Origin of the sequence: Streptomyces sp. N35 (assembly GCF_016464295.1) — a bacterium.
Taxonomy (GTDB): domain Bacteria; phylum Actinomycetota; class Actinomycetes; order Streptomycetales; family Streptomycetaceae; genus Streptomyces.
The window spans coordinates 51,039-74,449 of the sequence record NZ_JAEIMH010000017.1 but is presented as its reverse complement, the minus strand read 5'-3'; the positions used below and the strand labels follow the sequence as shown (position 1 = coordinate 74,449).

Genomic DNA, 23,411 nt, shown 5'->3' with positions numbered 1-23,411 from the left:
CTCCTCAGCCGTGGAGGTCGCGCAGGCGGGATTTGAGGATCTTTCCGGCCGCGTTGCGCGGCAGTTCGTCGACGAACACCACCGATTTGGGGATCTTGTACGAGGCCAGCACGCCCCGGAGGGCGTCGATGACGCGAGCGGTAGTGAGCCCCGAGCCGGGCCGGGGGATCACGACGGCGCGGCCGACCTCGCCCCAGGTGGGGTCGGGGACGCCGATGACGGCGCAGTCGAGGACGTCGGGGTCGGCCGCGATGGCCTTCTCGACCTCGGCCGGATAGATGTTCTCGCCGCCGGAGATGATCATGTCCTTGAGCCGGTCGGTGATGAACGCGTAGCCGTCCTCGTCGAGTACGGCCAGATCGCCGGTGTGGAACCAGCCGTCCCTGAGGACGGCGGCGCTCTGTTCTGGCAGGCCCCAGTAACCGGCCATGACATGCGGGCCGTTGACCAGGACCTCACCCGGCTCGCCCGGCATGACGTCCGTGCCGTCGGGGCCGACGACGCGTACGTCGGTGAAGAAGTGCGGCACTCCGGCGGAGCCAGTCTTGGACACGGCGTGGGCCGCGTCGAGGAACAGTGTTCCGGGAGCCGCCTCCGTCATCCCGTATCCCTGCAGGAAGGTCAGGCCCCGGGCGGCATAGGTCTCGATGAGGGAGGGCGGGACCGGGGAGCCGCCGCAGGTCAGCAGGCGCAGCGAAGTCAGGTCCGCGGCAGGCCACTTGGGGGACCGGGCGAGCTCGTTGAACATGGTGGGTACGCCGAACATGAACGTGACCCGGTGGCGCTCGATCAGCTCGAAGGTGGAGTCGGGTGTGAAGGCCGGGACGAGGACGCAGGCGCCGCCCTTGAGCAGCACCGGCAGGGTGAGCATGTTGAGCGCGGCGGTGTGGAACAGGGGCGCCGAGACCAGGGCGGTCTCGTCGGCGATCAGATCGGTGTCGACCAGGACGTTGAGGGCGTTCCAGGTGAGGTTGGCATGGGTCAGGACGGCCCCCTTGGGGCGGCCCGTGGTCCCCGAGGTGTACATGATCAGGCACAGGTCCTCGGGCGCCACCGGCTCGTCGAGCGGATCCTCCGGGGCCGCCCGCATGATCTCGGCGTAGCCGACCGCATCGGGGGAAGGGCCCGCGAGCGCCACGTGCACGCGTACATCCGTCGTGGCGCGCAGGGAGCCGACCAGTGGTGCGTGGGCCGGGGCGTGGATCAGGACGGACACCCCGGAGTCGGTGAGCTGATAGCCGATCTCCGGCGCGGCCAGACGGGTGTTCAGCGGGACGAAGACGGCGCCGATGGCTCCGGTGGCGAACAACGTCTCCAGGAACGACGGGTGGTTGGGGCCGAGATAGCCCACGCGGTCGCCGCGCTGTACGCCCAACGTGCGTAACGCGTGGGCGAGTCGCAGCACGCGGCGGTGCAGCTCGCCGTAGGTGATCGTGCTGCCGTCATGGACCAGGGCGGTGCGGTGCGGGGTCTTGCGCGCTCTGCGGGTCGGCCACGACCCGATTCCCTCGTTGCGCATGTGCGTGACCTCCTCTCGGCTCCTCGCGCGGATGGCTCAGGTCTTCCGCAGACCCAGCAGGCGGGCCGCGTTCTCCTTGAGGATCAGGGGCCGCACCTCGTCCTTGATCGGGAGCTCGGCGAAGTCGGCGAGCCAGCGGTCCGGCGTGAGCAGCGGGTAGTCGGAGCCGAACAGCACCTTCTCCCTGAGCAAGGTGTTGGCGTACTGGACGAGCTGCGGCGGGAAGTACTTCGGCGACCAGCCGGACAGGTCGATGTAGACGCCCGGCTTGTGCGTGGCGATGCTCAGTGCCTCGTCCTGCCAGGGGAACGAGGGGTGGGCCAGGATGATCTTCAGATGCGGGAAGTCGACGGCCACGTCGTCCACATGCAGCGGATTGGAGTACTTCAGCCGGATGCCGCCACCGCCCGGAACCCCGGAGCCGATCCCGGTCTGCCCGGTGTGGAACAGCGCGATGGCGCCCAGCTCCTCGATCGCCTCGTACAGGCCGTAGGCGATCCGGTCGTTCGGGAAGAAGCCCTGGACGTTGGGGTGGAACTTGAAGCCCCGTACGCCGAACTCCTCGACCAGGCGCCGCACTTGACGCACTCCCGCCTTGCCCCGGAACGGGTCGATCGAGGCGAACGGGATGAGGACGTCGGGGTTGCCCGCGGCCGCCTCGGCCACCTCCTCGTTGGGTACGGGCGGCGTCCCGGTGGCGTGCTCGGCGTCCACGGTGAACACCACGGCGGCCATGGAGCGCTGACGGTAATAGGCCGCGATCTCCTCCAGGGTGGGCTTGCGCCGGGTCGGGTCGATCTTGAAGTACGTGCTGGACGCGTCGTTCAACTCCTCGTCCAGGGAGGCGTTTCCGCGCGCGGAGACCTCGGCGTGCGTATGCACGTCGATGGCGGTGAGCTCGTCGGGGTTCAGCACGGTCAGGCCTCCGGGACCACGGGGGCCGGGATGCCCACGGACTGGGGCTCGCGGCCGAGCGAGGCGGGCCAGACGGCGGCGATCGTCTCCGGGCTCCAGCCGCCGTCGGCGTAGGCCGCCGCGATCTCCTGCGGGTGCGACCAGAGCGCGAGCTTGTCCCCGCCGATGCCGATGCACTGCCCGGTGATGTCGCGGGCCGCGTCCGAGGCGAGGTACGGGACGAGTGCGGCGCAGTCCTCCGGTGTGCCGAACCCCTCGCCCTTGCGCAGGAAATCGGGCAGCGGGCGGCCCTTGCGCTGCTCCTCTATATACGGGGCGAACGCCGGGATCGTCTCGGTCATGGCGGTGGCCGCGACGGGGATGATCGCATTGACGGTGATCTCGGACCTGGCGAGCTCCATCGACCAGGTGCGGGCCATGGCCGCGATACCCGCCTTGGCCGCGGCGTAGTTGGTCTGCCCGAAGTTGCCGCGCTGTCCGGCAGGCGAGCCCACCAGGACGATCGAGCCGCCGTCGCCCTGCTCCCGCATGCGTACGGCGGCGGCGCGGGCACAGGTGAACGTGCCCCGCAGATGGACGCCGAGCACCGCGTCGAAATCGTCGTCGGACATCTTCCACAGCACCCGGTCGCGCAGGATCCCGGCGTTGGTCACCATGACGTCGAGCCGCCCGAACGCCTCGACGGCACGCCCCACGAGGCGGTCGGCGGCCGCGGTGTCGCCCACGGGCACGACCTCCGCCACCGCTTGCCCGCCCGCCCCGGTGATCTCCTTGACGGCCGCCGCGGCGATCTCCTCGTCCACGTCGTTGACCACGACCGAGGCGCCCGCACGAGCCAGCGCCCGCGCATAGGCGAGGCCGAGGCCCCGCCCGCCGCCGGTCACGACGGCCACCTTGCCGTTGAGATCAATTCGGCTCATAGTGCATCTCCTTCGGGGCAGTTGACGGAGTGTCGGCGGGCTCCCCGGTGCGGCGCCGCGGCCACCGGACGTGCCGTGACCACCAGGACGTCGCGCTGGGCACCAGACCGCGCGGCAGGAAGAGCACCACGAGGATCAGCAGCACTCCGTAGACGGCGTAGGACAGGACCGCGGGCGCGGAGGCGGGCATGCCCTCGCGGGTGCCGAGGTCGTTGAGCCACTGGAGCAGCAGGGTGATCGCGGTGGCGCCGGCGAGCGCACCCCAGATGGTGCCCGCGCCGCCGACGACGGCCATCACCACGTACTCGAAGGAAAGGAGCACGGGGAACGAACCCGGTGACACATAGCCGATGTAGAAGGCGTAGATACCGCCCGCCAGACCGGCGAACCCGGCCGACAGACTGAAGACGACCAGTTTGTACGTGGCCACCGGCACCCCGGACGACTCGGCGGCGACCTCACTGGTGGCAAGGGCCCGCAGACCGCGCCCCGGCCGGGAGGCCACGACGTTCCGCGTGATCAGGACGACCAGGAGCAGGGCGGCGAGAGCGAGACAGATGTACGGACGGTCGCCGGAGAATTCGTAACCGCCGATGTTCAGGAGCGGAATCCCCTGCAGGCCGATGTCGCCGCCCGTCCACTCCTGCTGCCCCACGATGCTCAGGAGCACCAGCTGGACGGCGAGTGTGGCGAAGGCGAGGCGGTGGCCGCGCAGGCGCAGGAGCGGGATGCCGATCAGGGCGGCGGCCGCCGTGGCGACGAACGGCGCGGCGAGCAGGCCGAGCCAGGTCGGCTTGCCGTGGGTGGCGAGCAGAGCCGCGGTGTAGGCGCCGATCATGGTGAAGGAGGCCTGGCCGAGGGAGACTTGGCCGGCGTAGCCCATCAGCATGGACAGGCCCGTGACCACGATCGCGGAAAGCAGCAGAAGGACCAGGACGGATTCGTTCATCGGGCCGCCTCTTCGGTGAGCGACGTACGCTGCGAGGCCTGCCAGATCATGATCGCGAGCATCAGGAGCAGCGCGACCACCGTCTGGTACGAGGCGTCCAGATACCCGGCCACCATGGACTCCGCGACGCCCAGGATCAGGGCGCCGACGAGGGCGAGCCCCGGCCGGGTGAGGCCGCCGAGGATCGCGGCGGCGAATCCGCTGGTGATGAGCAGGACATCGCTGTTGTACGAGATCGGAAGGAGCGGGGTGAGCAGCACGCCCGCGGCGCCGCCGAGCATCCCGCCGAGCGCGAAGGCGATCAGCCCCATCCGGGTCACGTCGATGCCCACCGCACGCGCCGCGTAGGGGTTGGAGGCGCAGGCGGTGAAGGCCTTGCCGAGGTAGGTACGGGTGAAGAACAGGCCGAGCAGGGTGAACACCACCGCGGTCACGCCGATGACGAGGAACGACTGCTTCTGCACGTAGGCATCGGCGATCTGCACCGAGCCGCGGAGCCCGGGATGGGAGCGGGGGTTGTCGCCCCAGATCATGATCTCGACGGCGTACGCGACGAAGCCCACGCCGAGCGTCACGATCAGCGCGGACTGCGCGCTCGTCCCGGGTCTGCCGGTGGCAATCAGACCGACCAGCAGACCGACCGCGCCGGCCACCAGGACCGCGAGGAGCTCGGCGGCCCCGTGCGGGAGGCCGGCCGAGAGCAGCGAACCGGCGGTCAGGCCCGCCACCACGGCGAACATGCCCTGCGCGAAGTTGACCACATGGGTCACCCGATGGACGGCCACCAGACCGCTGGCGAGCAGCGCGAAGCCGCAGCCGACGGCCAGGCCCGCGACGAGGTACTGGAGGAAGTCGCTCACAGGACCGCCCCCAGATAGGCGTCCGCGACCTCGGCGCTCGCCGTGAGCTCGGCCGCGGTGCCCTCGGCGCGGATCCGGCCCGCCTCGAGGACATAGCCGCGGCCGCACAGGTCGAGGGCGAGCCGTGCGTTCTGCTCGATCAGAAGGACGGCCATCCCGCGTTCGGCGTTCAGGGTGCGCAGCTGCGCGGCCAGGTCCGCGGTGACCAACGGGGCGAGACCGAGGGAGAGTTCGTCCACGACGACCACATCCGGATCGGCCATCAGGGCCCGTCCGAACGCGACCATCTGCTGCTCGCCGCCGGACAGGCTGCCCGCGCGCCGCTCGCGCAGGCGGACCAGACCGGGCAGCACCTCGTACACCTTGGCGGTGTCGCGGGACCCGGAGTCTCTTCTGCGCCGCCAGGCGCCGAGCGCGAGGTTGTCGTCGACGGTCAGGTCCCCGAAGAGCTGCCGCCCTTCGGGCACGAGGGCGGCGCGGCCGTGCACCGCGACGCGTCCCGACTCCGGGCGGACGATGCCGAGGACCGCGTTGACGAGGGAGGACTTGCCGGCCCCGTTCGGGCCGATGAGCGCGACGAGTTCACCGGCCGCGACGCTCAGGCCGACCCGGTCGAGAGCGGTGGCCGTTCCGTACCGGACGACCAGGTCCTCCGCCTCGATCACGTTCATGCTGCCTCCTTGCCGAGGTAGGCGGCGATGACCCGCTCGTCCTGGCGGATCTCGGCCGGGGTGCCCTCGGCGATGTGCGCGCCGAGGTCGAGCACGCTGATCCGGTCGGCGAGCCGGGCGACGAAGGCGACGTCGTGCTCGACGAGCAGCGTCGTCGGGCCCTCGCCCCGCAGCGACTCGATGAGCTGGGCGAGAGCCTCGCGTTCGGCGGCGCGCAGCCCCGAGGCCGGTTCGTCCAGGAGCAGCAGCCGCGGCCGGGCGCACAGCGCGCGGGCCACCTGGAGCGAGCGCTGCTGACCGAGCGGAAGCTCCTCGGCGGCCCGGTCCGCCCAGTCCTTGAGGCCCACCCGGTCGAGCGCCTCCAGGGCGTCGGCTTTGATCGCCCTCTCCTCCTTGCGGTGCGCCGGAAGCCGCAGTGCCGCCGAGAGGAAGCCGTGCCGGGTCCTGGCGTGCGCGCCGACCATCACGTTCTCCAGAGCCGTCATGCCCAGGAAGAGCCGGGCGCCCTGGAAGACGATCGCGATGCCGAGCCTGGCCCGGGCGTGCGGGGTCAGCCGCTCCAGACGCCGCCCGGCATAGGTCAATGTGCCGTGATCGGGCAGGAGATGGCCGCTGATCAGATTGAACAGGGTCGACTTACCCGCCCCGTTGGGGCCGATCACCCCGCGCAGCTCGCCCTCGGCCACGCTCAGGCTGACATCCCGTACGGCATAGACACCGCCGAACGCCTTGCCGACGTCGTTCACTTCGAGCAGCGAGGTCATCCCGCGGCCTTGGCGGTCGCGGCATTGCGTTCGGCCGACCACTCGGTGGGCACGAGCTTGCCGTCCTTCACCCGGTTCATGGAGATGTCCGTCGGCTTGAGCCCCGAGTGATCGGTGGGGGAGTAGGTGTACTTGCCCGTCGGGGTGACCAGGGTCAGCGACTCGAGCGCATCGCGGATCTTCTCCTTGTCGGTGCCGCCCGCCTTCTCGATCGCGGCCGCGAGCAGCTTCACGCCCGCATACCCGTCCATGGCGAACTGCGGCGGCTCGTACCCGTACTTCTCCTTGAACGGGACGGACATCTCCTCGATCGAGTCCTTGAGCTTGCCGTCGGGCAGCGTGTCGCCGATGACGCCGATGGCGCTCTGCACGTACACGCCCTCACTCGCGCTGCCCACCGGGTCGAGCCAGAGCTTGCTCGCCTGCGAGGCGGTCATGAACAGGGGAAGCTTCAGGCCCGAGTTGGGGAACTGCTTGGCGAGGGTCACTCCCGGGGCGCCGCTCGCCCACGCGACGAGGGCTTGCGCGCCCGAGCTCCGCACGTGCGTGAAGACCGGGCTGAAGTCGGTCGCCGTGGTCTCGTACGGCTCCTCCTCGACGATCGTGACGCCGTATTGGGCCGCGTACTTCTTCATCCCGGCGAAACCGGCCACGGAGTAGGAGCTCTTGGTGTCGTACGCGACGGCGATCTTGGTGATCTTGTGCGCCTGGAAGTACTGGAGCATCGCCTCGGCGTACTTGGACGAGATCGCCGGCACCACGAACGTGTACTTCTGGACGGGGTCGACCTGTTCGTCCGCCGGGGCCAGGGAGATGTAGGGGATCTTCGCCCGCTCGGCCAGGGGCTCCACCGCGAGGCCCACGTTGGAGAAGGTCGACCCGAGGATCGCGGTGACCCCCTGCGACCTGAGCTCATTGAAGTGCAGCACGCCCTGGTCGGGTGCGGTCTTGTCGTCGAGGGTGATCAGTTTGATCTTCCGGCCGTCGATGCCGCCGGCCTTGTTGATCTGGTCGACGGCCAAGTCGACGGTCTTCTTCGCCTCGCCGCCGAGTGGGGCGTAGTTGCCGGTCAGCGACTCGATGAAACCGATCTTGATGGTGTCACCGCCGCCACCGGTGTCCCCGGAGCCGCAGGCGGTCAGGGCCAGCGCGGCCGCCGCAAGTAAGGGGATGAGCTTGCGCATGGAAGACCTCCTGGGAATGGATCTGGTCTGCCGCACCCTCCCCGGCAACGTCCGGCGAAGAGGTAACCTGCCTGAAGTTAGGCGTGTTGGTCACGACCGTCAATAATCTGCCCAACATCATCTGCATCATCCGAAGGGGAGCGGAACGAGTGGACACAGATCCCGCCGGGGCACCTCCGCGACTGCGGCCGCAGTCCCTGATGCTCACCTTTCTCGGCAACTACGTGCTGCGGCGCGACATCGCCGTCTTCTCCGGCAGCTTCATCGAGCTCTTCGGGCGCCTCGGTGTCAGCGAGCACGCGCTGCGCTCCACGCTGACCCGCATGGTCGGCAAGGATCTGCTCACCCGTCACCGGCAGGGCCGGCGGATGCACTTCGGCCTCACCGACCGCTCGCGGCGCATCCTCATGGACGGGGAACAGCGGGTCTGGACCCATGGCGCGGTCAACGACGACTGGGACGGATCCTGGACCGTGCTCGCGTTCTCGATGCCCGAGTCCTGGCAGAGCCGCCGGCACGAGCTGCGCTCGCGGCTGACCTGGGCCGGCTTCGGCTCGCTCGGCAACGGCATGTGGATCGCCCCCGCCGAGGTGGACGTGACTCCGATCGCCGCGGGACTCGGCCTGAACGGGCATATGAAGGTCTTCACCGGCGCCGCACAGGAGCCGACGGACGTACCGTCGATGATCAAGGACGCCTTCGACCTCGACGGCCTGACCGAGAACTACCAAGCGTTCCTGGCCCGTTGGGACCGTCCGGACCCGCTGCCCGACGCCCCCGACGACCTGGCCAGGTTTCTCTGGATGACCACGGAATGGCTGCAACTGGTCCGCTTCGATCCCCGCCTGCCCGTCGAGTACCTGCCCGAGGACTGGCCGGCGATCCGTGGCGAACGCGTCCTGTGGGAGCTGCGGGCCCGCTACGAGGAGCCGGCGCGGCGCCTCGCGGACGAAGCGCTGGAGTTCATTCGGGTCGACTGAACTCGGGGCTCGCACCGTTGAGTTGGGGGCCGGAGCGGAGGGGTGCGCCCTGCGGGCCGATGCTCTGGCTGAGGCGGTCGGCCGAGTCCGGGGCGCGCAGCGCGCTCGGCGCGCCCAGGGCGCGGGAGATGCCGCGGACCCCCGCGCGTACGGCGGGGATGAGGGCGCGCGGCTCGGCACCCTCGGCGGGGACCACGATCGACACCGCGGCCACCACCGTGTCGTCCGGACCGTGCACGGGCGCGGCCACCGACAGCGCCACCAGCTCGACCTGCCCGTCACTGACCGCCACCCCGGTCCGCCGCACCTCGGCGAGCACCTGGCGCAGCCGCTCCCCGGAACAGATCGTCTTCTCGGTGAAGCGCCGCAACGGCCCGGCGTACGCCCGTTCCTGCGTGGCCCGGTCCGCATGCGCGAGCAGCACCAGGCCCACTCCCGTCGCGTGCGCGGGGAAGCGGCCGCCGACCCGGGTGAACACATGGACGGCGTTCCGGCCCGAGAGCCGCTCGAGATAGATCACCTCGAGGCCGTCGAGCACGGCGAGCTGCACGTTCTGGTGGGTCGCCTCGTACAGGTCCTCCAGAAACGGCAGCGCGGCCTCGCGCAGCGCCGGGCCGCGCGGGGCGAGCGAGGCGACTTCCCACAGCCGCAGGCCGATCCGGTAGATCCCCCGCGGATCGCGTTCGAGTGCGCCCCAGGCGACCAGTTCGCCGGCGAGGCGGTGCGCGGTCGGGGGCGGCAGACCGGTCCGCCTGCTGATCTCGGCCAGGGACAGCCCGGGCCGCTCCGGCGTGAACGCGTCCAGGATCCCGAGCGCCCGCCGGGTCACCGAAGGCCGGGCGGGCTTGTCCATCGCCGTCTCCGCTCCGTCGCGTCCCTGAAGCCGCCCGGGTCATCAGGGCTTCCCGGGCCACTAGCGCTCGCTGGGATCCCAGCGCTCGCCGGGCTTCCAGCGTTCGCCGGGCTTCCAGCGTTCGCCAGGCTTCCAGTGCTCGCCGGGCTTCCAGGGCTTCCAGGGCGACGGAGTCTACGGCGGACGTCAAAGATCGAGAAGGAGTCGCGAGGAATGGGCGCGCGAGACGCAGATCATCATGAACTCCCCGCTCGCACGCTCCTCTTCGGTGAGCACCGCGTCGCGGTGGTCGGGGACCCCGGCCAGGATCTCGGTCTCGCAGGTGCCGCAGGTGCCCTCGCGGCAGGACGACAGGGCGGTGACCCCGGCCGCCTCCACCGTGGCGAGGATGGAGCGGCCGGCGGGCACCTTCAGTGTCAGACCGCTGCGGGCGAGCTCCACCTCGAACCCCTCGTCCTCCTCGGCATCGTCCACCGGCTTCGGCGTGAACCGCTCGACCCGCAGGGCCCCTTGGGGCCAGCGGGCGCAGCGTTCCTCCACGGCGGCCAGGAGCGGCTCGGGACCGCAGCAGTAGACCAGGGTGTCCGGCAGCGGCGTGCGGAGCAGTCCGTCGAGATCGAGCAGCCCGGTGGTGTCCTGCGGCCGGATCCGCACCCGGTCGTCGCCGTAGCGGGCCAGCTCGGTGCGGAAGGCCATGGACGCCGTGCTGCGGCCTCCGTACTCCAGACGCCAGTCCGCTCCGGCCGCATCGGCCGCCGCCACCCTCGGCAGGATCGGCGTGATGCCGATGCCTCCCGCGAGGAACAAGTAGCTTGGCGATGAGGCGAGTCGGAAGTGGTTACGGGGCCCCTCGGCCGTCAGCCGCACACCGGGCCGCAGCCGTTCGTGGACCTGGGCCGAACCCCCGCGCCCGTCCGGCTCGCGGAGCACGGCCACGCGCCAGGACCCCGTATCGGCCGGGTCTCCGCACAGGGAGTACTGGCGGACCAGGCCGTCGGCGAGCCGCAGGTCGATATGCGCACCGGGCTCCCAGGACGGCAGCGGTCCGCCGGACGCCCGGCGCAGGGTCAGGGCCACCACATCCTCGGCCACCCGCTCGCGGTCCGCGACGACGACCTCGATCACCGTGCCTCCGGGCCATGGTCGGGGTGGGCGAGCAGCCAGTTCCAGACACCGACGGGATCCTCGGCGCGGACGACCGCCCCGCAGTGGCAGGTCCCGGTGAGTATGTCCGAGCCCGGTTCCCACAGCACCTGGAACCCGCGCTTCACGCCCGGCATTCGGAACCCGTTCCCCTCGCGGCCCGTACCCGGCACGTGAACCCCGCGCTTCACGACTGCTCGATCAGCCGGTGCAGCATCCGCCGTGCGGCCAGACCGCCGGTGTCGATGTTGATGCTGAGCTCCTGATACCCCTCGGGCTCGGCGGCGATGGCCTGTTCGAGGAGGTTCAGGGCGGTCACGTCCTGCAGGACCACGGTCCGGTTGCTCTCGGCGAGAAAGGCCGAGACCTCCTCGTCGTCGCGCGCGAAGTCCCGGGCCACCATCCAGAAGTCGAAGGTGCTGTGCTCGGTCTCCGGAGTGATCGCGTAGACGATCTCGGCGTGGTTCGCCGCGCTGTCGTCGCCGTCAGGACCGGGTTCCAGACCGGTGGGGGCGATCCGGCTGTGCAGCAGATACAGACAGGGCGGGCGGTACTCGATGTCCTGCCACCGGTCGATACGCCCCTTGATCCCGGTGGAGTTGGCGTAGAACGGCGGGCACTCCACGTCCTTCATCCGGCGCCGCGCGTACACCACACCGGCGTCCTCGTCGGTCTCCGTGGTGATGGGTGTCTGGGCGACCTCGGGCGTGCCGATGTATCCGGCGTGCAGATACGTCTCGTGGGAGAGGTCCATCAGGTTGTCCACGAGCAACTCGTAACGGGCGGCGAGGGGTTCCATCCCGCGGACCGTCGTGTAGTCGGGCGAGTCCAGCCACGGCGCGCGGGGGATGGCGGCCGTGTCGGCCGCGGCGGCGTCCCCGATCCACACCCAGATCAGGGAGTCCTGCTCCACGACCGGATACGACAGGACGCGGGCCGTCCGCGGAACGCGTGACTGGCCCGGCACGGCCACACAGGAACCGTCGGGGTCGTAGGTGAAGCCGTGGTAGCCGCACACGATCCGGTCGCCGACCCTGCTGCCCGCCGACAGCGGATAGCGGCGGTGCACACAGCGGTCGGCCATGCCCACCACGCGTCCGTCCGCCGTCCGGTAGAAGAGGATGGGCTCACCGCAGATGGTCCGCCCGAACAGAGCGTCCCCGATGTCCTCGCCGTACGCGGCGACGTACCACTGGTTACGTGCGAAGGGCATGGCTTCGGCTCCCCATGGTCGAACGGACCTGCCTGCGGTCCATCTCACCGGTGAACAGCCCCTGTGCCTACGGGGTTTCCGTCTACGGTTCACAGCTCCGTCACGGACGGAACTGGCACCCCCTCGGACGCCGACACGGCCACGCCCGCCTGCCGGGCCACCCGGTACACGGCGGCGGTGCGCCCGTCGTGGTCAGGGACCGTGACGGTCACGTCCTGCGCGTCGGGCGTGCCCAGGAGCGTGAGGCCCTCGGCCCAGTCGCCGCCCGGCCGCTGCTCGTCCGCCGCCAACGGCAGGACGGCGCCGGGCCGTACGTACAGCGGGAGGCTGTCGAAGCCGTGCGTCTCGCGCCGCCAGGCCGGGCCCTGCACCTTCTCGCCGGTGAGCAGGTGTGTCCAGGTGCCCTCCGGCAGATAGAACTCCACGTCGCCGTCGGCGGAGAACACGGGCGCCACCAGCACATCGGGACCCAGCATGTACTGGCGGTCCAGAGCGCGGGCCGTCGGGTCCTCGGGGAATTCGAGGAGCATCGGCCGCATCAGCGGCACACCGGCTCCGTGCGCCTCGGTCGCCGCGCCGTACAGATACGGCATGAGCCGGTGCTTGAGCTTGGTGAACTTCCGCGCCACGTCGACCGCTTCATCACCGAACTCCCACGGCACGCGGTACGAGCTCGACCCGTGCAGCCGGCTGTGCGAGGAGAGCAGGCCGAAGGCGAGCCAGCGCTTGAAGACCGCCGGGTCGGGCGTGCCCTCGAAACCGCCGATGTCATGCGACCAGAAGCCGAAGCCGGACAGGGAGAGGGACAGGCCGCCGCGCAGCGATTCGGCCATCGCGCCGAACGACGACCAGCAGTCGCCGCCCCAGTGCACCGGGAACTGCTGGCCGCCCGCCGTCGCGGACCGCGCGAAGAGGACCGCCTCGCCCAACCCCCGCTCCTTCTGCAGGAGTTCGAAGACCACCTGGTTGTACAGCTGGGTGTAGTAGTTGTGCATCCGCTCCGGGTCGGAGCCGTCGTGCCAGACCACGTCCGTGGGGATGCGCTCGCCGAAGTCCGTCTTGAAGCAGTCGACGCCCTGGTCGAGCAGGACCTTCAGCTTCGCCTGGAACCAGGCGCTCGCGTCCGGGTTCGTGAAGTCGACGAGCGCCATGCCCGCCTGCCACAGGTCCCACTGCCAGATGTCGCCGTTCGCCCGCTTCACCAGATAGCCCAGCTCTGCGGCCTCGTCGAACAGGGCGGACTTCTGGGCGATGTACGGATTGATCCATACGGAGATCTTGAGGCCGCGCTCTTTGAGCCGGGCCAGCATGCCGACCGGGTCCGGGAAGACCTCCGGGTCCCAGGTGAAGTCGGACCACTGGTACTCGCGCATCCAGAAGCAGTCGAAGTGGAAGACGCTCAGCGGGATATCGCGCTCGGCCATCCCGTCGACGAACTTCGTCACCGTCGCCTCGTCGTACTGCGTCGTGAACGACGTCGTCAGCCACAGCCCGAACGACCACGCGGGCGGCAGCGCCGGGCGGCCGGTGAGCGCGGTGTAGCGACGCAGTACGTCCTTCGGGGTCGGTCCCGCGACGACGTAGTACTCGAGCGACTGGTCCTCGACGCTGAACTGCATCTGGCCCACCGACTCGGAGCCGATCTCGTACGAGACCCTGCCCGGGTGCCTCACGAACACGCCGTACGCACCCGCGGGGGAGATGTGCAGGCTGAACGGGACGTTCTTGTACGCCTGTTCGCTGCTCGTGCCGCCGTCGGCCTGCCACATGTCGACGACCTGGCCGTTCCGGATGAACGGCGTGAAGCGCTCGCCGAGGCCGTACACCTGCTCACCGACGCCGAGTGCCAGCTGGCCGGCCATGTGAGGGGAGCCGTCACCGGTGGTGAAGAAGGCGGTGCCCTTACGGCCGGCCGAGGTCACCTCGCGGCCGTCCGCATCGTGGAAGGACAGCGTCCAGGGAGCGGCGGTGTCCAGACGCACCGACAGGGCGCCGCTCGTCAGCTCGACGACCTCGCCGTCCCGGAGCACCTGCCCGACGGACGCGTCGCCGCCGGGCAGTTCGAAGTCGGGGCCCGTCCTGCGCCGGCCGGCCAGATGCGTCGTACGGACGCCGATGACGCCCTCGGCGGGGGAGAAGCAATCGGTCGTGAGGAGCGGGGAGTTGAGGGTGTCGCCGCGGCGCTCGACCCGCTTGACGGCGGCGTACGCGGTGAAGCGGTCGGCGTCCGCGCGGATGTCGCGGACCTCGGTGGCGTACGAGGCCTGGACCCCGTCGCGCATCAGCCAGAAGCCATCGGTGAACTTCATGATCTTCCCAGGGGAGCAGGGGTGGGTCGGTTCGTCGCCGGCGGTGGACACCGGCAGGGTGGGTCGGGTGTTCGGTGGTGTTACGGGCCGGCAGGGTGGGTCGGGTGTGCGGCGGTGTTGCGGGCCGGCTGCGGTGGATCAGCTCAGCAGGGCGGGCGTCGCCCGCTCCAGGGCGTCGGACAGGCGGCGCCAGGCCGGCAGGTCGCGGGGGAGCGCGGGCAGGAGCGTGCCGCGGCCGGTGTCCCATGCGGTGGCCACGGCGACGGGGTCCCGGCCGGTGACGGCGCCGGCGGCCAGGGCGGCGGCGCCGAGCGCCACCAGTTCCTCGGCCTCGGGTACGAGGACGGGACGGCCGGAAAGCCGGCGCACCGTCTCCACCCAGGCGCGGCCCCGCGCACCGCCGCCGATCAGCCGGACCGGGCGTGCGGCCGCCTCCGGGTCGTCGGGGTCGAGACCGCAGGCGCGCAGCAGCTCGTCGAGGGCGCGCAGCAGGGTGAACGCGGCGCCCTCGTAGGCGGCGCCGAGGATCTGCCGGCCGCTCGTGGCGTGCCGCAGACCGGTCAACAGGCCGGCCGCGTGCGGGAGATCGGGGGTGCGCTCCCCGTCGAGATACGGCAGCAGCACGACCTCGCCGCCCGGCTCGGCGTCCTCGCGGTCCAGGCCGAGCAGCGCCGCGATCCTGTCGACGGCGAGCGTGCAGTTCAGCGTGCAGGCCAGCGGGAGATACGTACCGTCGGCCGCGGCGAAACCGGCGAGGGCCTCGGAAGCGGGCCGGGTGCGGGTCGTGGCGAACACCGTGCCCGAGGTGCCGAGGCTGAGCACGGGATGGTCCAGGAGTCCGGCGCCGCCGAGGCCGAGCCCCACCGCCGCCGCCATGTTGTCGCCGGTGCCCACGCCCACCGCGATGCCCGGTGGCAGGCCGAGCTGCCCGGCGGCGCGTGCGGTGAGCGAGCCCGCGCGTGCTCCGCCGCCCGGGGCGAGCGCGGGCAGCAATCCGGGTGCGAGACCGATGAGGCCGAGGATCTCCGGGTCGTACGCGCCGGTGGCCGTGGAGTACCAGCAGGTGCCCGAGGCATCACCGGGGTCGGTGAGCGCCACGCCGCACAGGCGCTCGGTGAGGAAGTCATGGGGCAGCCGCACGGCCGCCACCGCGAGCTCCGGTTCGGTCTCGCGCAGCCACTGCCACTTCGCGGCGGTCATCGAGGCGACGGGCACGGTGCCGGTGCTCTCGAGCCAGGCCCGCGCGCCACCGAGCCGTTCGGTCAGCGCGGCGGCCTGCGGGGCGGCGCGGGTGTCGTTCCAGAGCATCGCGGGGCGCAGCGGACGGCCCTGTGCGTCGAGGACGACGAGGCCGTGCTGCTGCCCCGCGACCGCGATGCCGGTGACCGCCTCGGGCGGGACACCGGCTTCCTCGAGTCCGGCCGCGACAGCGTCGCGCAGCGCCGACCACCACAGCTCCGGGTCGCTCTCGCGCGCGCCGTGCTCTCCGGTCACCAGATGCGGGGCGCGACCCACGGCCAGCAGGTGTCCGGTGCCGGCGTCCGTGACGGCCGCCTTCGTGGACTGCGTCGAACTGTCCACCCCGATCACGACTGCGGAAGGCGGTGATGACGGTGGCATGGCGCCTCTCCACTTGCTTGCGACCTTGAAGTCAAAGACTGTGTCGGCGCCATTTGATCGTACAGAAAACAAAAGGGCAAGAGGTGAGGGCCCCTGAATCATCGAAGCGCTTCGATCCTTCTTACAGCTGGTGATTGAGGGTGTGCTGGGGGTCATCTGAGCTTGAGGGTCTAGCGCTTCGACGCTTCATCGCGTATTAGTCATGTCAGAAAACAAACAGCTCGGTGAACGCCGGGCCGACGCGCAGCACGTGAGCAGCAAAGGGCCGCAGCATGTCCGATCGCTTCACCCCCGCCTTTGACGACAAGTTCACCTTCGGTCTGTGGACCGTCGGCTGGCGTGGCAACGACCCCTTCGGCGACGCCACCCGCCCCGCCCTCGACCCCGTCGAGTCGGTGCGCCGTCTGGCCGAACTCGGCGCACACGGCGTCACGTTCCACGATGACGACCTGATCCCGTTCGGTGCCTCAGGCAGCGAGCGGGACGCGATCGTCAAGCGGTTCCGCGCCGCGCTGGACGAGACGGGCCTCGTCGTGCCGATGGCGACGACGAACCTGTTCACGCACCCGGTCTTCAAGGACGGCGGCTTCACCGCCAACGACCGCGACGTGCGCCGGTACGCGCTGCGCAAGACGATCCGCAATATCGATCTCGCGGTCGAGCTCGGCGCGCGGACCTATGTCGCCTGGGGCGGCCGCGAAGGCGCCGAGTCCGGTGGAGCCAAGGACGTGCGCGACGCCCTCGACCGTATGAAGGAGGCCTTCGACCTCCTCGGCGAGTACGTGACGCAGCAGGGCTACGACCTGAAGTTCGCCATCGAACCCAAGCCGAACGAGCCCCGCGGCGACATCCTTCTGCCGACCATCGGCCACGCCCTCGCGTTCATCGAGCGCTTGGAGCGCCCCGAACTCGTGGGCGTGAACCCGGAGGTGGGCCACGAGCAGATGGCGGGCCTGAACTTCCCGCACGGCATCGCCCAGGCGCTGTGGGCGGGCAAGCTCTTCCACATCGACCTCAACGGCCAGACCGGTATCAAGTACGACCAGGACTTCCGCTTCGGCGCCGGTGACGTACGCCAGGCGTTCTGGCTCGTCGACCTCCTGGAGACCGCCGGATACGAGGGCCCGCGCCACTTCGACTTCAAGCCGGTGCGCACCGACGGCATAGACGGCGTGTGGGAGTCCGCGAAGAACTGCATGCGCAACTACCTGATCCTCAAGGAGCGTGCGGCCGCGTTCCGCTCCGACCCCGAGGTGCAGGAGGCGCTGCGCACCTCCCGGCTCGACGAGCTCGCCCGGCCCACCGCCGACGGGCTCGCCGAACTGCTCGCGGACAAGGGCGCGTTCGAGGAGTTCGACGTGACGGCCGCCGCCGAACGGTCGATGGCCTTCGAGCGCCTCGACCAGCTCGCCATGGAGCACCTGCTCGGCGTCCGCTGACGCCGCTCCCTTCGCGACACGGCCGGTACGGCGCAGGCCGGAGCCGTACCGGGCCAGAAGCGAACACCCCGACGGGACACGGGCGTTCCGTCGGGGCCGGCCACCCCTCCCAGGCAAGGGCAACCACCGTGACAGCAGTTCCTCCTCCGGACGCGACGCGTGCCAGGCGCCGACGCTCCGGCCGACAGGTCCGCCGGGCCCGACGAGTCGCAGCCCCGCTCACCGTTGTCTCCGCGCTCGTCGCCACCGCCGCCCTCGCGGGCTGCGGACAGCAGCGCGACCCCGACGTCTACACCGTGCTCAACTCGTCGACCGACGACTCGTACCACAGCTGGGACGCGGCGACTCTGAAGCGGTGCAGCGCGAAGCTCGGCATCACCATCGAGCAGCAGAGCGTACCCGCGCCGCAGGTGATGACGAAGTCCCTGCGCATGGCCTCGTCGAAGTCGCTTCCTGACGTCATCCAGTTCGACGCCTCGGAGATGCCGACGTTCGCGGAGGCCGGCGGTCTGATCGACCTGCGCACCCTGGGCCTGTCCACGCAGGACATTCCCAAGGGCATCGTCGACTTCGGCTCCTACGAGGGGACGTACTACGGCGCCGCGCGGACGGTGAACACCCTCGCCCTCTTCTACAACAAGGACATCCTGGACAAGGCCGGACTCGAAGTCCCCACCACCTGGGACGAGATGAGGGACACGGCGAAGAAGCTCACCCAGGGCAAGCAGTACGGCATCGCCCTGAGCGCGGGCGGCGCGGAGGACGGCGTCTTCCAGTTCACGCCGTTCATGTGGTCCAACGGCGGTGACGAGCGGGAGCTCGACTCCAAGAACGTCGCCGAGGCGCTCGACTACTGGAAGGGCCTCATCAAGGACGGCTCCCTGTCCAAGTCGACCGTCAACTGGACCCAGGCCGACGTCAACGACCAGTTCATGGCCGGCAACGCCGCGATGATGATCAACGGTCCCTGGCAGGTCGAGACCCTCAACACCAAGAAGGACCTGGACTGGGGCATCGCACAGATCCCCGTCCCGAAGACGGGCGACGACTCGGTCGGACCGCTCGGCGGCGCCATCCTCACCGTGCCCAACACCGGTGACACGGCCCGCGAGAAGACCGCCGCGAAGATCGTCGGGTGCATGTCCTCCGAGCAGGAGCAGATCACCTACGCGCGCAACAGCTGGATGGTGCCCGCCAACGCGAAGGCCGCCGCGATCTGGCGCAAGGAAGTGCCCGAACTCGACGCGCTCGCCGACCAGGTGGCCACCGCCCGCTCGCGCACCACGCAGGTCGGGGCCGGCTGGGCCTCCGTATCGCTGGCCCTGCAGAGCGCCTTCCAGTCGGCGCTCACCGGTCAGGACAGCGCGGCCGCGCTGAAGAAGGCGCAGGCCCGCGCCGCGAGCGGGAACTGAGGGGACTCACGAACATGTCGACCACCACGGCTTCACCGCCCGCCGCCGCTGCAGCCGCCACGAACGCCACCGCCGTGAAGCAGCCCGACCCGCTGCGCACCCGGCGCCGGCGCAGGCTCTCCCAGTGGGGCTTCATCGCCCCCGCCGTCGTCTTCATGCTGCTGTTCTTCGGCTATCCGCTCGTCCGCAACATCGTGATGAGCTTCCAGGACTTCTCGCCGTCCACGTTCTTCGACGGCAAGGCGCCCTTCAACGGCACCGACAACTGGAGCAAGGTCTTCCAGGACGACCTCTTCGGCAAGGCGCTCTGGCACACCATCGTCTTCACGATCGGGTCCCTGATCGGCCAGTTCGGCATCGGACTCGCGCTCGCGGTCTTCTTCACGAAGAAGTTCCCGCTCAACGGGTTCCTGCGCTCTCTGATCCTGCTGCCCTGGCTCGTCCCGATGGTCGTCTCCGGCATCGTGTGGCGGCGCATCCTCGACCAGGACACCGGCGTCCTGAACTCCCTGTTCGACACCCTCGGGTTCGGCGGCAGCACTCCCTGGCTGACCAGCCCGGGCATGGCCCTGTTCTCCGTGATCATGGTGAACATCTGGATCGGCATCCCGTTCAACATGGTCATCCTCTACGGCGGACTCCAGGAGATACCCAAGGAGCTGCACGAGGCGGCCGCCCTGGACGGCGCCTCGGCCTGGCGCACCTTCCGGTCCGTCACACTGCCGCTGCTCAAGCCGGTCATCACGGTCGTGCTCGTGCTCGGCTTCATGTCGACGGTGAAGATCCTCGATCTGATCCTCGCCCTCACCGACGGCGGCCCCGCCGACTCCACGCAGACGCTCGGCACCCTCACGTACCAGAACTCCTTCGTCCAGCTGGACTTCGGCGCGGGCGCCGTCGTCGGCAACGTGCTCATCCTGATCTCCGCCGTCTTCGCGGTGTTCTACCTGCGGGCCAACCGCTCCGAGGGGAAGTGACCGGCATGGCAACCGTCACCGTGACCAGCAAGCCGAAGCGTCGCTGGGGAGCGACCATCACTGGCCTGGTGATCCTGTGCGCGATGCTCTTTCCGCTGTACTGGATGGTCAACACGGCCCTGCAGCCCGACTCCGGACTTCTCGAAGTCTCCCCGGTACCGGGGTCGTTGGACCTCTCCGGCTTCACCTCCGCGATCACCGAGCAGGGCGGTCACCTGCTGACCTCCCTCGTCGTCGCGCTCGGTGCCGTCGCCATCTGCCTGGCGATCGCGGCGCCGGCCGCGTACGGGCTCGCGCAGTTCCGGCTGCCCGGGACGAAGAGCATCGTCTTCGGCACGCTGATCACCCAGATGGTGCCGGGCATCGTCATCGCCAACGCCCTCTACAGCGCGTACGTCGATCTCGGCCTGGTCAACTCCTACTTCGGTCTGATGCTCGCCGACGCCTCGCTCGGCATCCCCTTCGCCATCGTCCTGATGCGCTCGTTCATGGTGGCCATCCCCAAGGAGGTCATCGAGGCGGCGGAGGTCGACGGCGCGGGCAAGCTGCGCACGTTCCTCCAGGTGGTGCTGCCGATGAGCCGCAACTCCCTCATCACAGCCGGGCTGTTCGCCTTCCTGTACGCATGGAGCGACTTCATGTTCGCGCTCACGCTGAACACCACCGACGAGGTCAAGCCCGTCACGCTCGGCATCTACCAGTACATCGGCGCCCACGTCGGCGACTGGGGCTCGGTCATGGCCGCCTCCGTCCTGTCGGCGATCCCGGCCGCCGTGCTGCTCGTCCTCGCCCAGAAGTACATCGCCGCCGGCATCACCGGCGGATCCGTCAAGTAAGGCCTTCCATGAGTGACTTGACCGAATTCCCCGAGGGTCCCGTGTTCCCCGAAGGTTTCGTGTTCGGCGCGGCGACCGCCTCGTACCAGATCGAGGGCGCCGCGTACGACGACGGCCGGGGCCCCTCCATCTGGGACACCTACAGCCACACGCCCGGCCGCACCGCGGGCGGCGACACCGGTGACGTGGCCTGCGACCACTACCACCGCTACCGGGAGGACATCGGGCTCCTGCGCGGGCTCGGCGTCGACTCGTACCGCTTCTCGATCGCCTGGCCGCGCATCCAGCCGACGGGGCAGGGGCCCGCCAACCAGAAGGGGCTCGACTTCTACTCCCGCCTGGTGGACGAGCTGTTGGAGGCGGGCATCGAGCCCGCCGCCACGCTCTACCACTGGGACCTGCCCCAGGCCCTGGAGGACCGGGGCGGCTGGCGGGTCCGCGAGACCGCGGAGCGGTTCGCCGAGTACACGGCGGTCGTCGCCGAGCTCCTCGCCGACCGGGTGCCCCGCTGGATCACCCTCAACGAGCCCTGGTGCAGCGCGTTCCTCGGCTACTCGGTGGGCCGCCACGCGCCCGGCGCGCAGGAAGGCACGGGTGCGCTGGCCGCCGCCCACCACCTCCTGGTCGGCCACGGTCTGGCCGTCAAGGCGCTGCGTGCGGCAGGCGTACGCGAGGTCGGCATCACGCTGAACCCCGACTTCAACGTGCCCGCCACCGACTCCGCCGGCGACCGGGCCGCCGCCCTGCGCGCCGACACCCAGCACAACCTGGTGTGGACGGACCCGATCCTGGCGGGCCGCTACCCGGAAGCGGAGCAGGACACCTGGGGCGAGCTGATCACGCGCCAGGACTTCCGGCGCGAGGGCGACCTCGAACTCATCGCCCAGCCACTGGACTTCCTCGGCGTCAACTACTACCGGCCCACCCTCGTCGCCGACGCCCCCTACCGGGAGGCCGACCCGGCGGTGCGCGTCGCCACCGACAACCGGTACGCGGAGCGGCCCTGGCCGGACGTGCGGCGCAACGCCATGGGCTGGCCGGTCGTCCCCGAGACCTTCACCCGGCTGCTCACCGGCCTCAAGGACCGCTACGGCGACGCCCTGCCGCCGATCCACATCACGGAGAACGGCACCGCAGAGCACGACGAGCCGGCCTCCGACGGCGCCGTCCACGACACCGACCGGGTCACGTACCTCCACGACCACCTCACGGCCCTGCGTGCCGCCATGGACGCGGGAGTCGACGTGCGCGGCTACTACGTGTGGTCCCTGCTCGACAACTTCGAATGGGCGCTCGGCTACGCGAAGAGGTTCGGCATCATCCGGGTCGACTACGACACCCAGGAGCGCACCCCGAAGGACAGCTACCACTGGTACCGGAGGCTGATCGCCGCACACCGGGACAGGAACCAGGGCTGACCTTGTCCCCACCCTGACCCGGAGCGCGGGAGCGGACGGGCGCCGCCATGCCCCGCTGACGCAGGGCGTCAGTCCCTCCCGCGCTCCGCGTACGCCGCCGGATCCGCGAGCACCTCACGGATCACGCGCGCGGCCGCACCGCGCGCCGCGTCGCCGGACGAGGACGAGGCGCGCAGCCGGCCGTTGCCGGGCGTCCACAGCCCCGACACCACCCGCGCCGTCAACTCCGCGTCCGCGGCCGGGGCCAGCCACGGCATCAGCCCGCGGAAGACACCGCCGAGCAGCACCGCGTCCGGATCGATGAGGTTCACGGCCCCCGAGAGCACCCGGCCCAGACGCCGGCCGGCGTCCTCGAGGGCCGCAAGGGCCTGCTTGTTCCCGTCCCGTGCCCGCGACTCGAGCTCCGCGACTCCGGCCGCCCCCGAGCTCTCGTCGAGGCCCGCCGCCCGCAGCAGCGCGGCCTGTCCCGCGTACTGCTCCAGACAGCCGCGCGCCCCGCACCGGCACTCGGGCCCGTCCGCCTCCACCACGACATGCCCGATCTCGCCCGCGAACCCGTGGGCGCCGCGCAGCAGCCGGCCGCCCAGGACCAGCGCGCCGCCGATGCCGATCTCGCCGGTCAGATAGATGAAGCTGGTCACGCGTCCGGTGCCGTCGTGCCCGGCGCCCTTGCTTCCACCGTCCCCCGCACCGTCGCCGAACCACAGCTCGGCCATCGCCGCCAGATTCGCCTCGTTGTCCGCGCTGACCGGCAGCGCACGGTGCGCGGGGCGCAGGGCGGACAGCGCCTGGGCGAACACGCCCTCGACGGCCACCCGGTTCCAGCCGAGGTTCGGCGCCTGCCGCACCGCGCCGCCGGACACCAGACCGGGCAGCGCCAACTCGGCCGCCACCGGCCGCAGTTCCTGCTCTGCGGCGGACTCCAGGGCGCGGGCCGCGATCCGCGCGGCCTGCGTCAGCACGGCGGTGGGCGCTGCTGCCCGGTTGTCGAGGCGCTCGACCAGACGTACACGATCGGTGCCGGCGAGATCGACCACGCACACGGTGATGTAGTCGATGTTGATCTCGACGCCGAGCCCGGAGGCCCCGGTGCGCGCCATCTTCAGGACCGTGCCCGGCCGGCCCGCCTGGCCGCTGAACGTCTTGCCCCACTCGGTGAGGTACCCGTCGCCGAGCAGCTGGTCCACCAGGGAGGAGACCGCCGCCCGGGTCAGCCCGACCCGCCCGGCGACCGCGGCCCGCGTCGCCTCGCCCGCGTCGTGCACCGTACGCAGCACGAGACTCAGGTTGTGCCGGCGCAGGGTCGCCTTGTCGGCCTTGGGCGCGCCGGCGAACGGGTCACTGCTGTTCATCGTGGGCCGAGCCTAAGTGATATTCGATTTGTTCACGCCATTGACCTACTGCCGACACATCCCTACCTTGCTCCGTC

Annotated in this window: 21 protein-coding genes; 6 read left to right on the top strand and 15 right to left on the bottom strand. The window is 70.4% G+C overall.

All coding sequences use genetic code 11. The annotated features are described in order from the left end of the window. Positions 1 to 4 precede the first annotated feature (4 nt). Genes JAO81_RS12395 through JAO81_RS12360 form a run of 8 tightly spaced genes read right to left on the bottom strand, consistent with a single transcriptional unit; the run spans position 5 to position 7,782 of the window. Positions 5 to 1,519, bottom strand: a complete 1,515-nt coding sequence (locus JAO81_RS12395; RefSeq protein ID WP_199547863.1) for a long-chain fatty acid--CoA ligase — start codon at positions 1,517 to 1,519, stop codon at positions 5 to 7. Positions 1,520 to 1,555: 36 nt separating this feature from the next. Beyond that, on the bottom strand, positions 1,556 to 2,431 hold the full coding sequence (locus tag JAO81_RS12390) for an amidohydrolase family protein (protein WP_199547892.1): 876 nt from the start codon (positions 2,429 to 2,431) through the stop codon (positions 1,556 to 1,558). A 5-nt stretch (positions 2,432 to 2,436) separates the two neighbouring features. Then, positions 2,437 to 3,354 carry an SDR family NAD(P)-dependent oxidoreductase gene (locus JAO81_RS12385; RefSeq protein WP_199547862.1) on the bottom strand — a complete coding sequence of 306 codons (918 nt, stop codon included), beginning with the start codon at positions 3,352 to 3,354 and terminating at the stop codon, positions 2,437 to 2,439. Continuing rightward, positions 3,341 to 4,303, bottom strand: coding sequence for a branched-chain amino acid ABC transporter permease (locus JAO81_RS12380; protein WP_199547861.1), 963 nt, complete (start codon positions 4,301 to 4,303; stop codon positions 3,341 to 3,343). Before JAO81_RS12380 ends, JAO81_RS12385 begins: the two co-directional genes overlap by 14 nt. Next, complete coding sequence (locus JAO81_RS12375) at positions 4,300 to 5,163, bottom strand: branched-chain amino acid ABC transporter permease (protein WP_199547860.1); 864 nt, start codon at positions 5,161 to 5,163, stop codon at positions 4,300 to 4,302. Before JAO81_RS12375 ends, JAO81_RS12380 begins: the two co-directional genes overlap by 4 nt. After that, positions 5,160 to 5,834, bottom strand: coding sequence for an ABC transporter ATP-binding protein (locus tag JAO81_RS12370; protein ID WP_199547859.1), 675 nt, complete (start codon positions 5,832 to 5,834; stop codon positions 5,160 to 5,162). Before JAO81_RS12370 ends, JAO81_RS12375 begins: the two co-directional genes overlap by 4 nt. Continuing rightward, a complete protein-coding gene (locus JAO81_RS12365) occupies positions 5,831 to 6,598 on the bottom strand; it encodes an ABC transporter ATP-binding protein (protein ID WP_199547891.1) in 768 nt (255 codons plus the stop codon). Before JAO81_RS12365 ends, JAO81_RS12370 begins: the two co-directional genes overlap by 4 nt. Further along, positions 6,595 to 7,782 (bottom strand): ABC transporter substrate-binding protein, encoded by a 1,188-nt coding sequence (locus JAO81_RS12360; protein ID WP_199547858.1) that lies wholly within the window; start codon positions 7,780 to 7,782, stop codon positions 6,595 to 6,597. Before JAO81_RS12360 ends, JAO81_RS12365 begins: the two co-directional genes overlap by 4 nt. A gap of 149 nt (positions 7,783 to 7,931) precedes the next feature. Here JAO81_RS12360 and JAO81_RS12355 point away from each other — a divergent pair, with 149 nt between their 5' ends. Continuing rightward, a complete protein-coding gene (locus tag JAO81_RS12355; RefSeq protein ID WP_307813318.1) occupies positions 7,932 to 8,762 on the top strand; it encodes a PaaX family transcriptional regulator C-terminal domain-containing protein in 831 nt (276 codons plus the stop codon). Here JAO81_RS12355 and JAO81_RS12350 read toward each other — a convergent pair. From JAO81_RS12350 to xylB, 6 genes are all read right to left on the bottom strand, one after another. Then, the gene (locus JAO81_RS12350) at positions 8,746 to 9,615 is read right to left on the bottom strand and encodes an IclR family transcriptional regulator (protein ID WP_199547857.1); all 870 of its coding nucleotides are present in this window, start codon (positions 9,613 to 9,615) and stop codon (positions 8,746 to 8,748) included. The genes JAO81_RS12355 and JAO81_RS12350 overlap by 17 nt on opposite strands. 186 nt (positions 9,616 to 9,801) lie before the next feature. Beyond that, positions 9,802 to 10,740 carry a PDR/VanB family oxidoreductase gene (locus JAO81_RS12345; protein WP_199547856.1) on the bottom strand — a complete coding sequence of 313 codons (939 nt, stop codon included), beginning with the start codon at positions 10,738 to 10,740 and terminating at the stop codon, positions 9,802 to 9,804. Further along, the gene (locus JAO81_RS12340) at positions 10,737 to 10,886 is read right to left on the bottom strand and encodes a hypothetical protein (protein ID WP_199547894.1); all 150 of its coding nucleotides are present in this window, start codon (positions 10,884 to 10,886) and stop codon (positions 10,737 to 10,739) included. The genes JAO81_RS12345 and JAO81_RS12340 overlap by 4 nt, the downstream gene beginning before the upstream one ends. Positions 10,887 to 10,945: 59 nt before the next feature. Beyond that, the gene (locus JAO81_RS12335) at positions 10,946 to 11,971 is read right to left on the bottom strand and encodes an aromatic ring-hydroxylating dioxygenase subunit alpha (protein ID WP_199547855.1); all 1,026 of its coding nucleotides are present in this window, start codon (positions 11,969 to 11,971) and stop codon (positions 10,946 to 10,948) included. An 89-nt stretch (positions 11,972 to 12,060) separates the two neighbouring features. Next, positions 12,061 to 14,280 (bottom strand): alpha-xylosidase, encoded by a 2,220-nt coding sequence (gene yicI, locus JAO81_RS12330; RefSeq protein WP_199547854.1) that lies wholly within the window; start codon positions 14,278 to 14,280, stop codon positions 12,061 to 12,063. Between the two features lie 138 nt (positions 14,281 to 14,418). Continuing rightward, on the bottom strand, positions 14,419 to 15,900 hold the full coding sequence (gene xylB, locus JAO81_RS12325; protein ID WP_199547853.1) for a xylulokinase: 1,482 nt from the start codon (positions 15,898 to 15,900) through the stop codon (positions 14,419 to 14,421). A 272-nt stretch (positions 15,901 to 16,172) separates the two neighbouring features. On the opposite strand from xylB, the gene xylA reads away from it, so the two are divergent. The 5 genes from xylA (at position 16,173) to JAO81_RS12300 (ending at position 21,982) form a co-directional block, all read left to right on the top strand. Continuing rightward, positions 16,173 to 17,339, top strand: a complete 1,167-nt coding sequence (gene xylA / locus JAO81_RS12320; protein WP_199547852.1) for a xylose isomerase — start codon at positions 16,173 to 16,175, stop codon at positions 17,337 to 17,339. Positions 17,340 to 17,467: 128 nt separating this feature from the next. After that, positions 17,468 to 18,751 (top strand): sugar ABC transporter substrate-binding protein, encoded by a 1,284-nt coding sequence (locus JAO81_RS12315; protein ID WP_199547851.1) that lies wholly within the window; start codon positions 17,468 to 17,470, stop codon positions 18,749 to 18,751. Between the two features lie 14 nt (positions 18,752 to 18,765). Continuing rightward, the gene (locus tag JAO81_RS12310) at positions 18,766 to 19,728 is read left to right on the top strand and encodes a carbohydrate ABC transporter permease (RefSeq protein WP_199547850.1); all 963 of its coding nucleotides are present in this window, start codon (positions 18,766 to 18,768) and stop codon (positions 19,726 to 19,728) included. A gap of 5 nt (positions 19,729 to 19,733) precedes the next feature. After that, positions 19,734 to 20,564 (top strand): carbohydrate ABC transporter permease, encoded by an 831-nt coding sequence (locus JAO81_RS12305; protein WP_199547849.1) that lies wholly within the window; start codon positions 19,734 to 19,736, stop codon positions 20,562 to 20,564. A gap of 8 nt (positions 20,565 to 20,572) precedes the next feature. Further along, on the top strand, positions 20,573 to 21,982 hold the full coding sequence (locus JAO81_RS12300; RefSeq protein WP_199547848.1) for a GH1 family beta-glucosidase: 1,410 nt from the start codon (positions 20,573 to 20,575) through the stop codon (positions 21,980 to 21,982). Positions 21,983 to 22,050: 68 nt separating this feature from the next. On the opposite strand, the gene JAO81_RS12295 is transcribed toward JAO81_RS12300, so the two are convergent. Beyond that, entirely contained in the window at positions 22,051 to 23,334 is a 1,284-nt protein-coding gene (locus JAO81_RS12295) for an ROK family transcriptional regulator (protein WP_199547847.1), read from the bottom strand. Between the last annotated feature and the right edge of the window lie 77 nt (positions 23,335 to 23,411).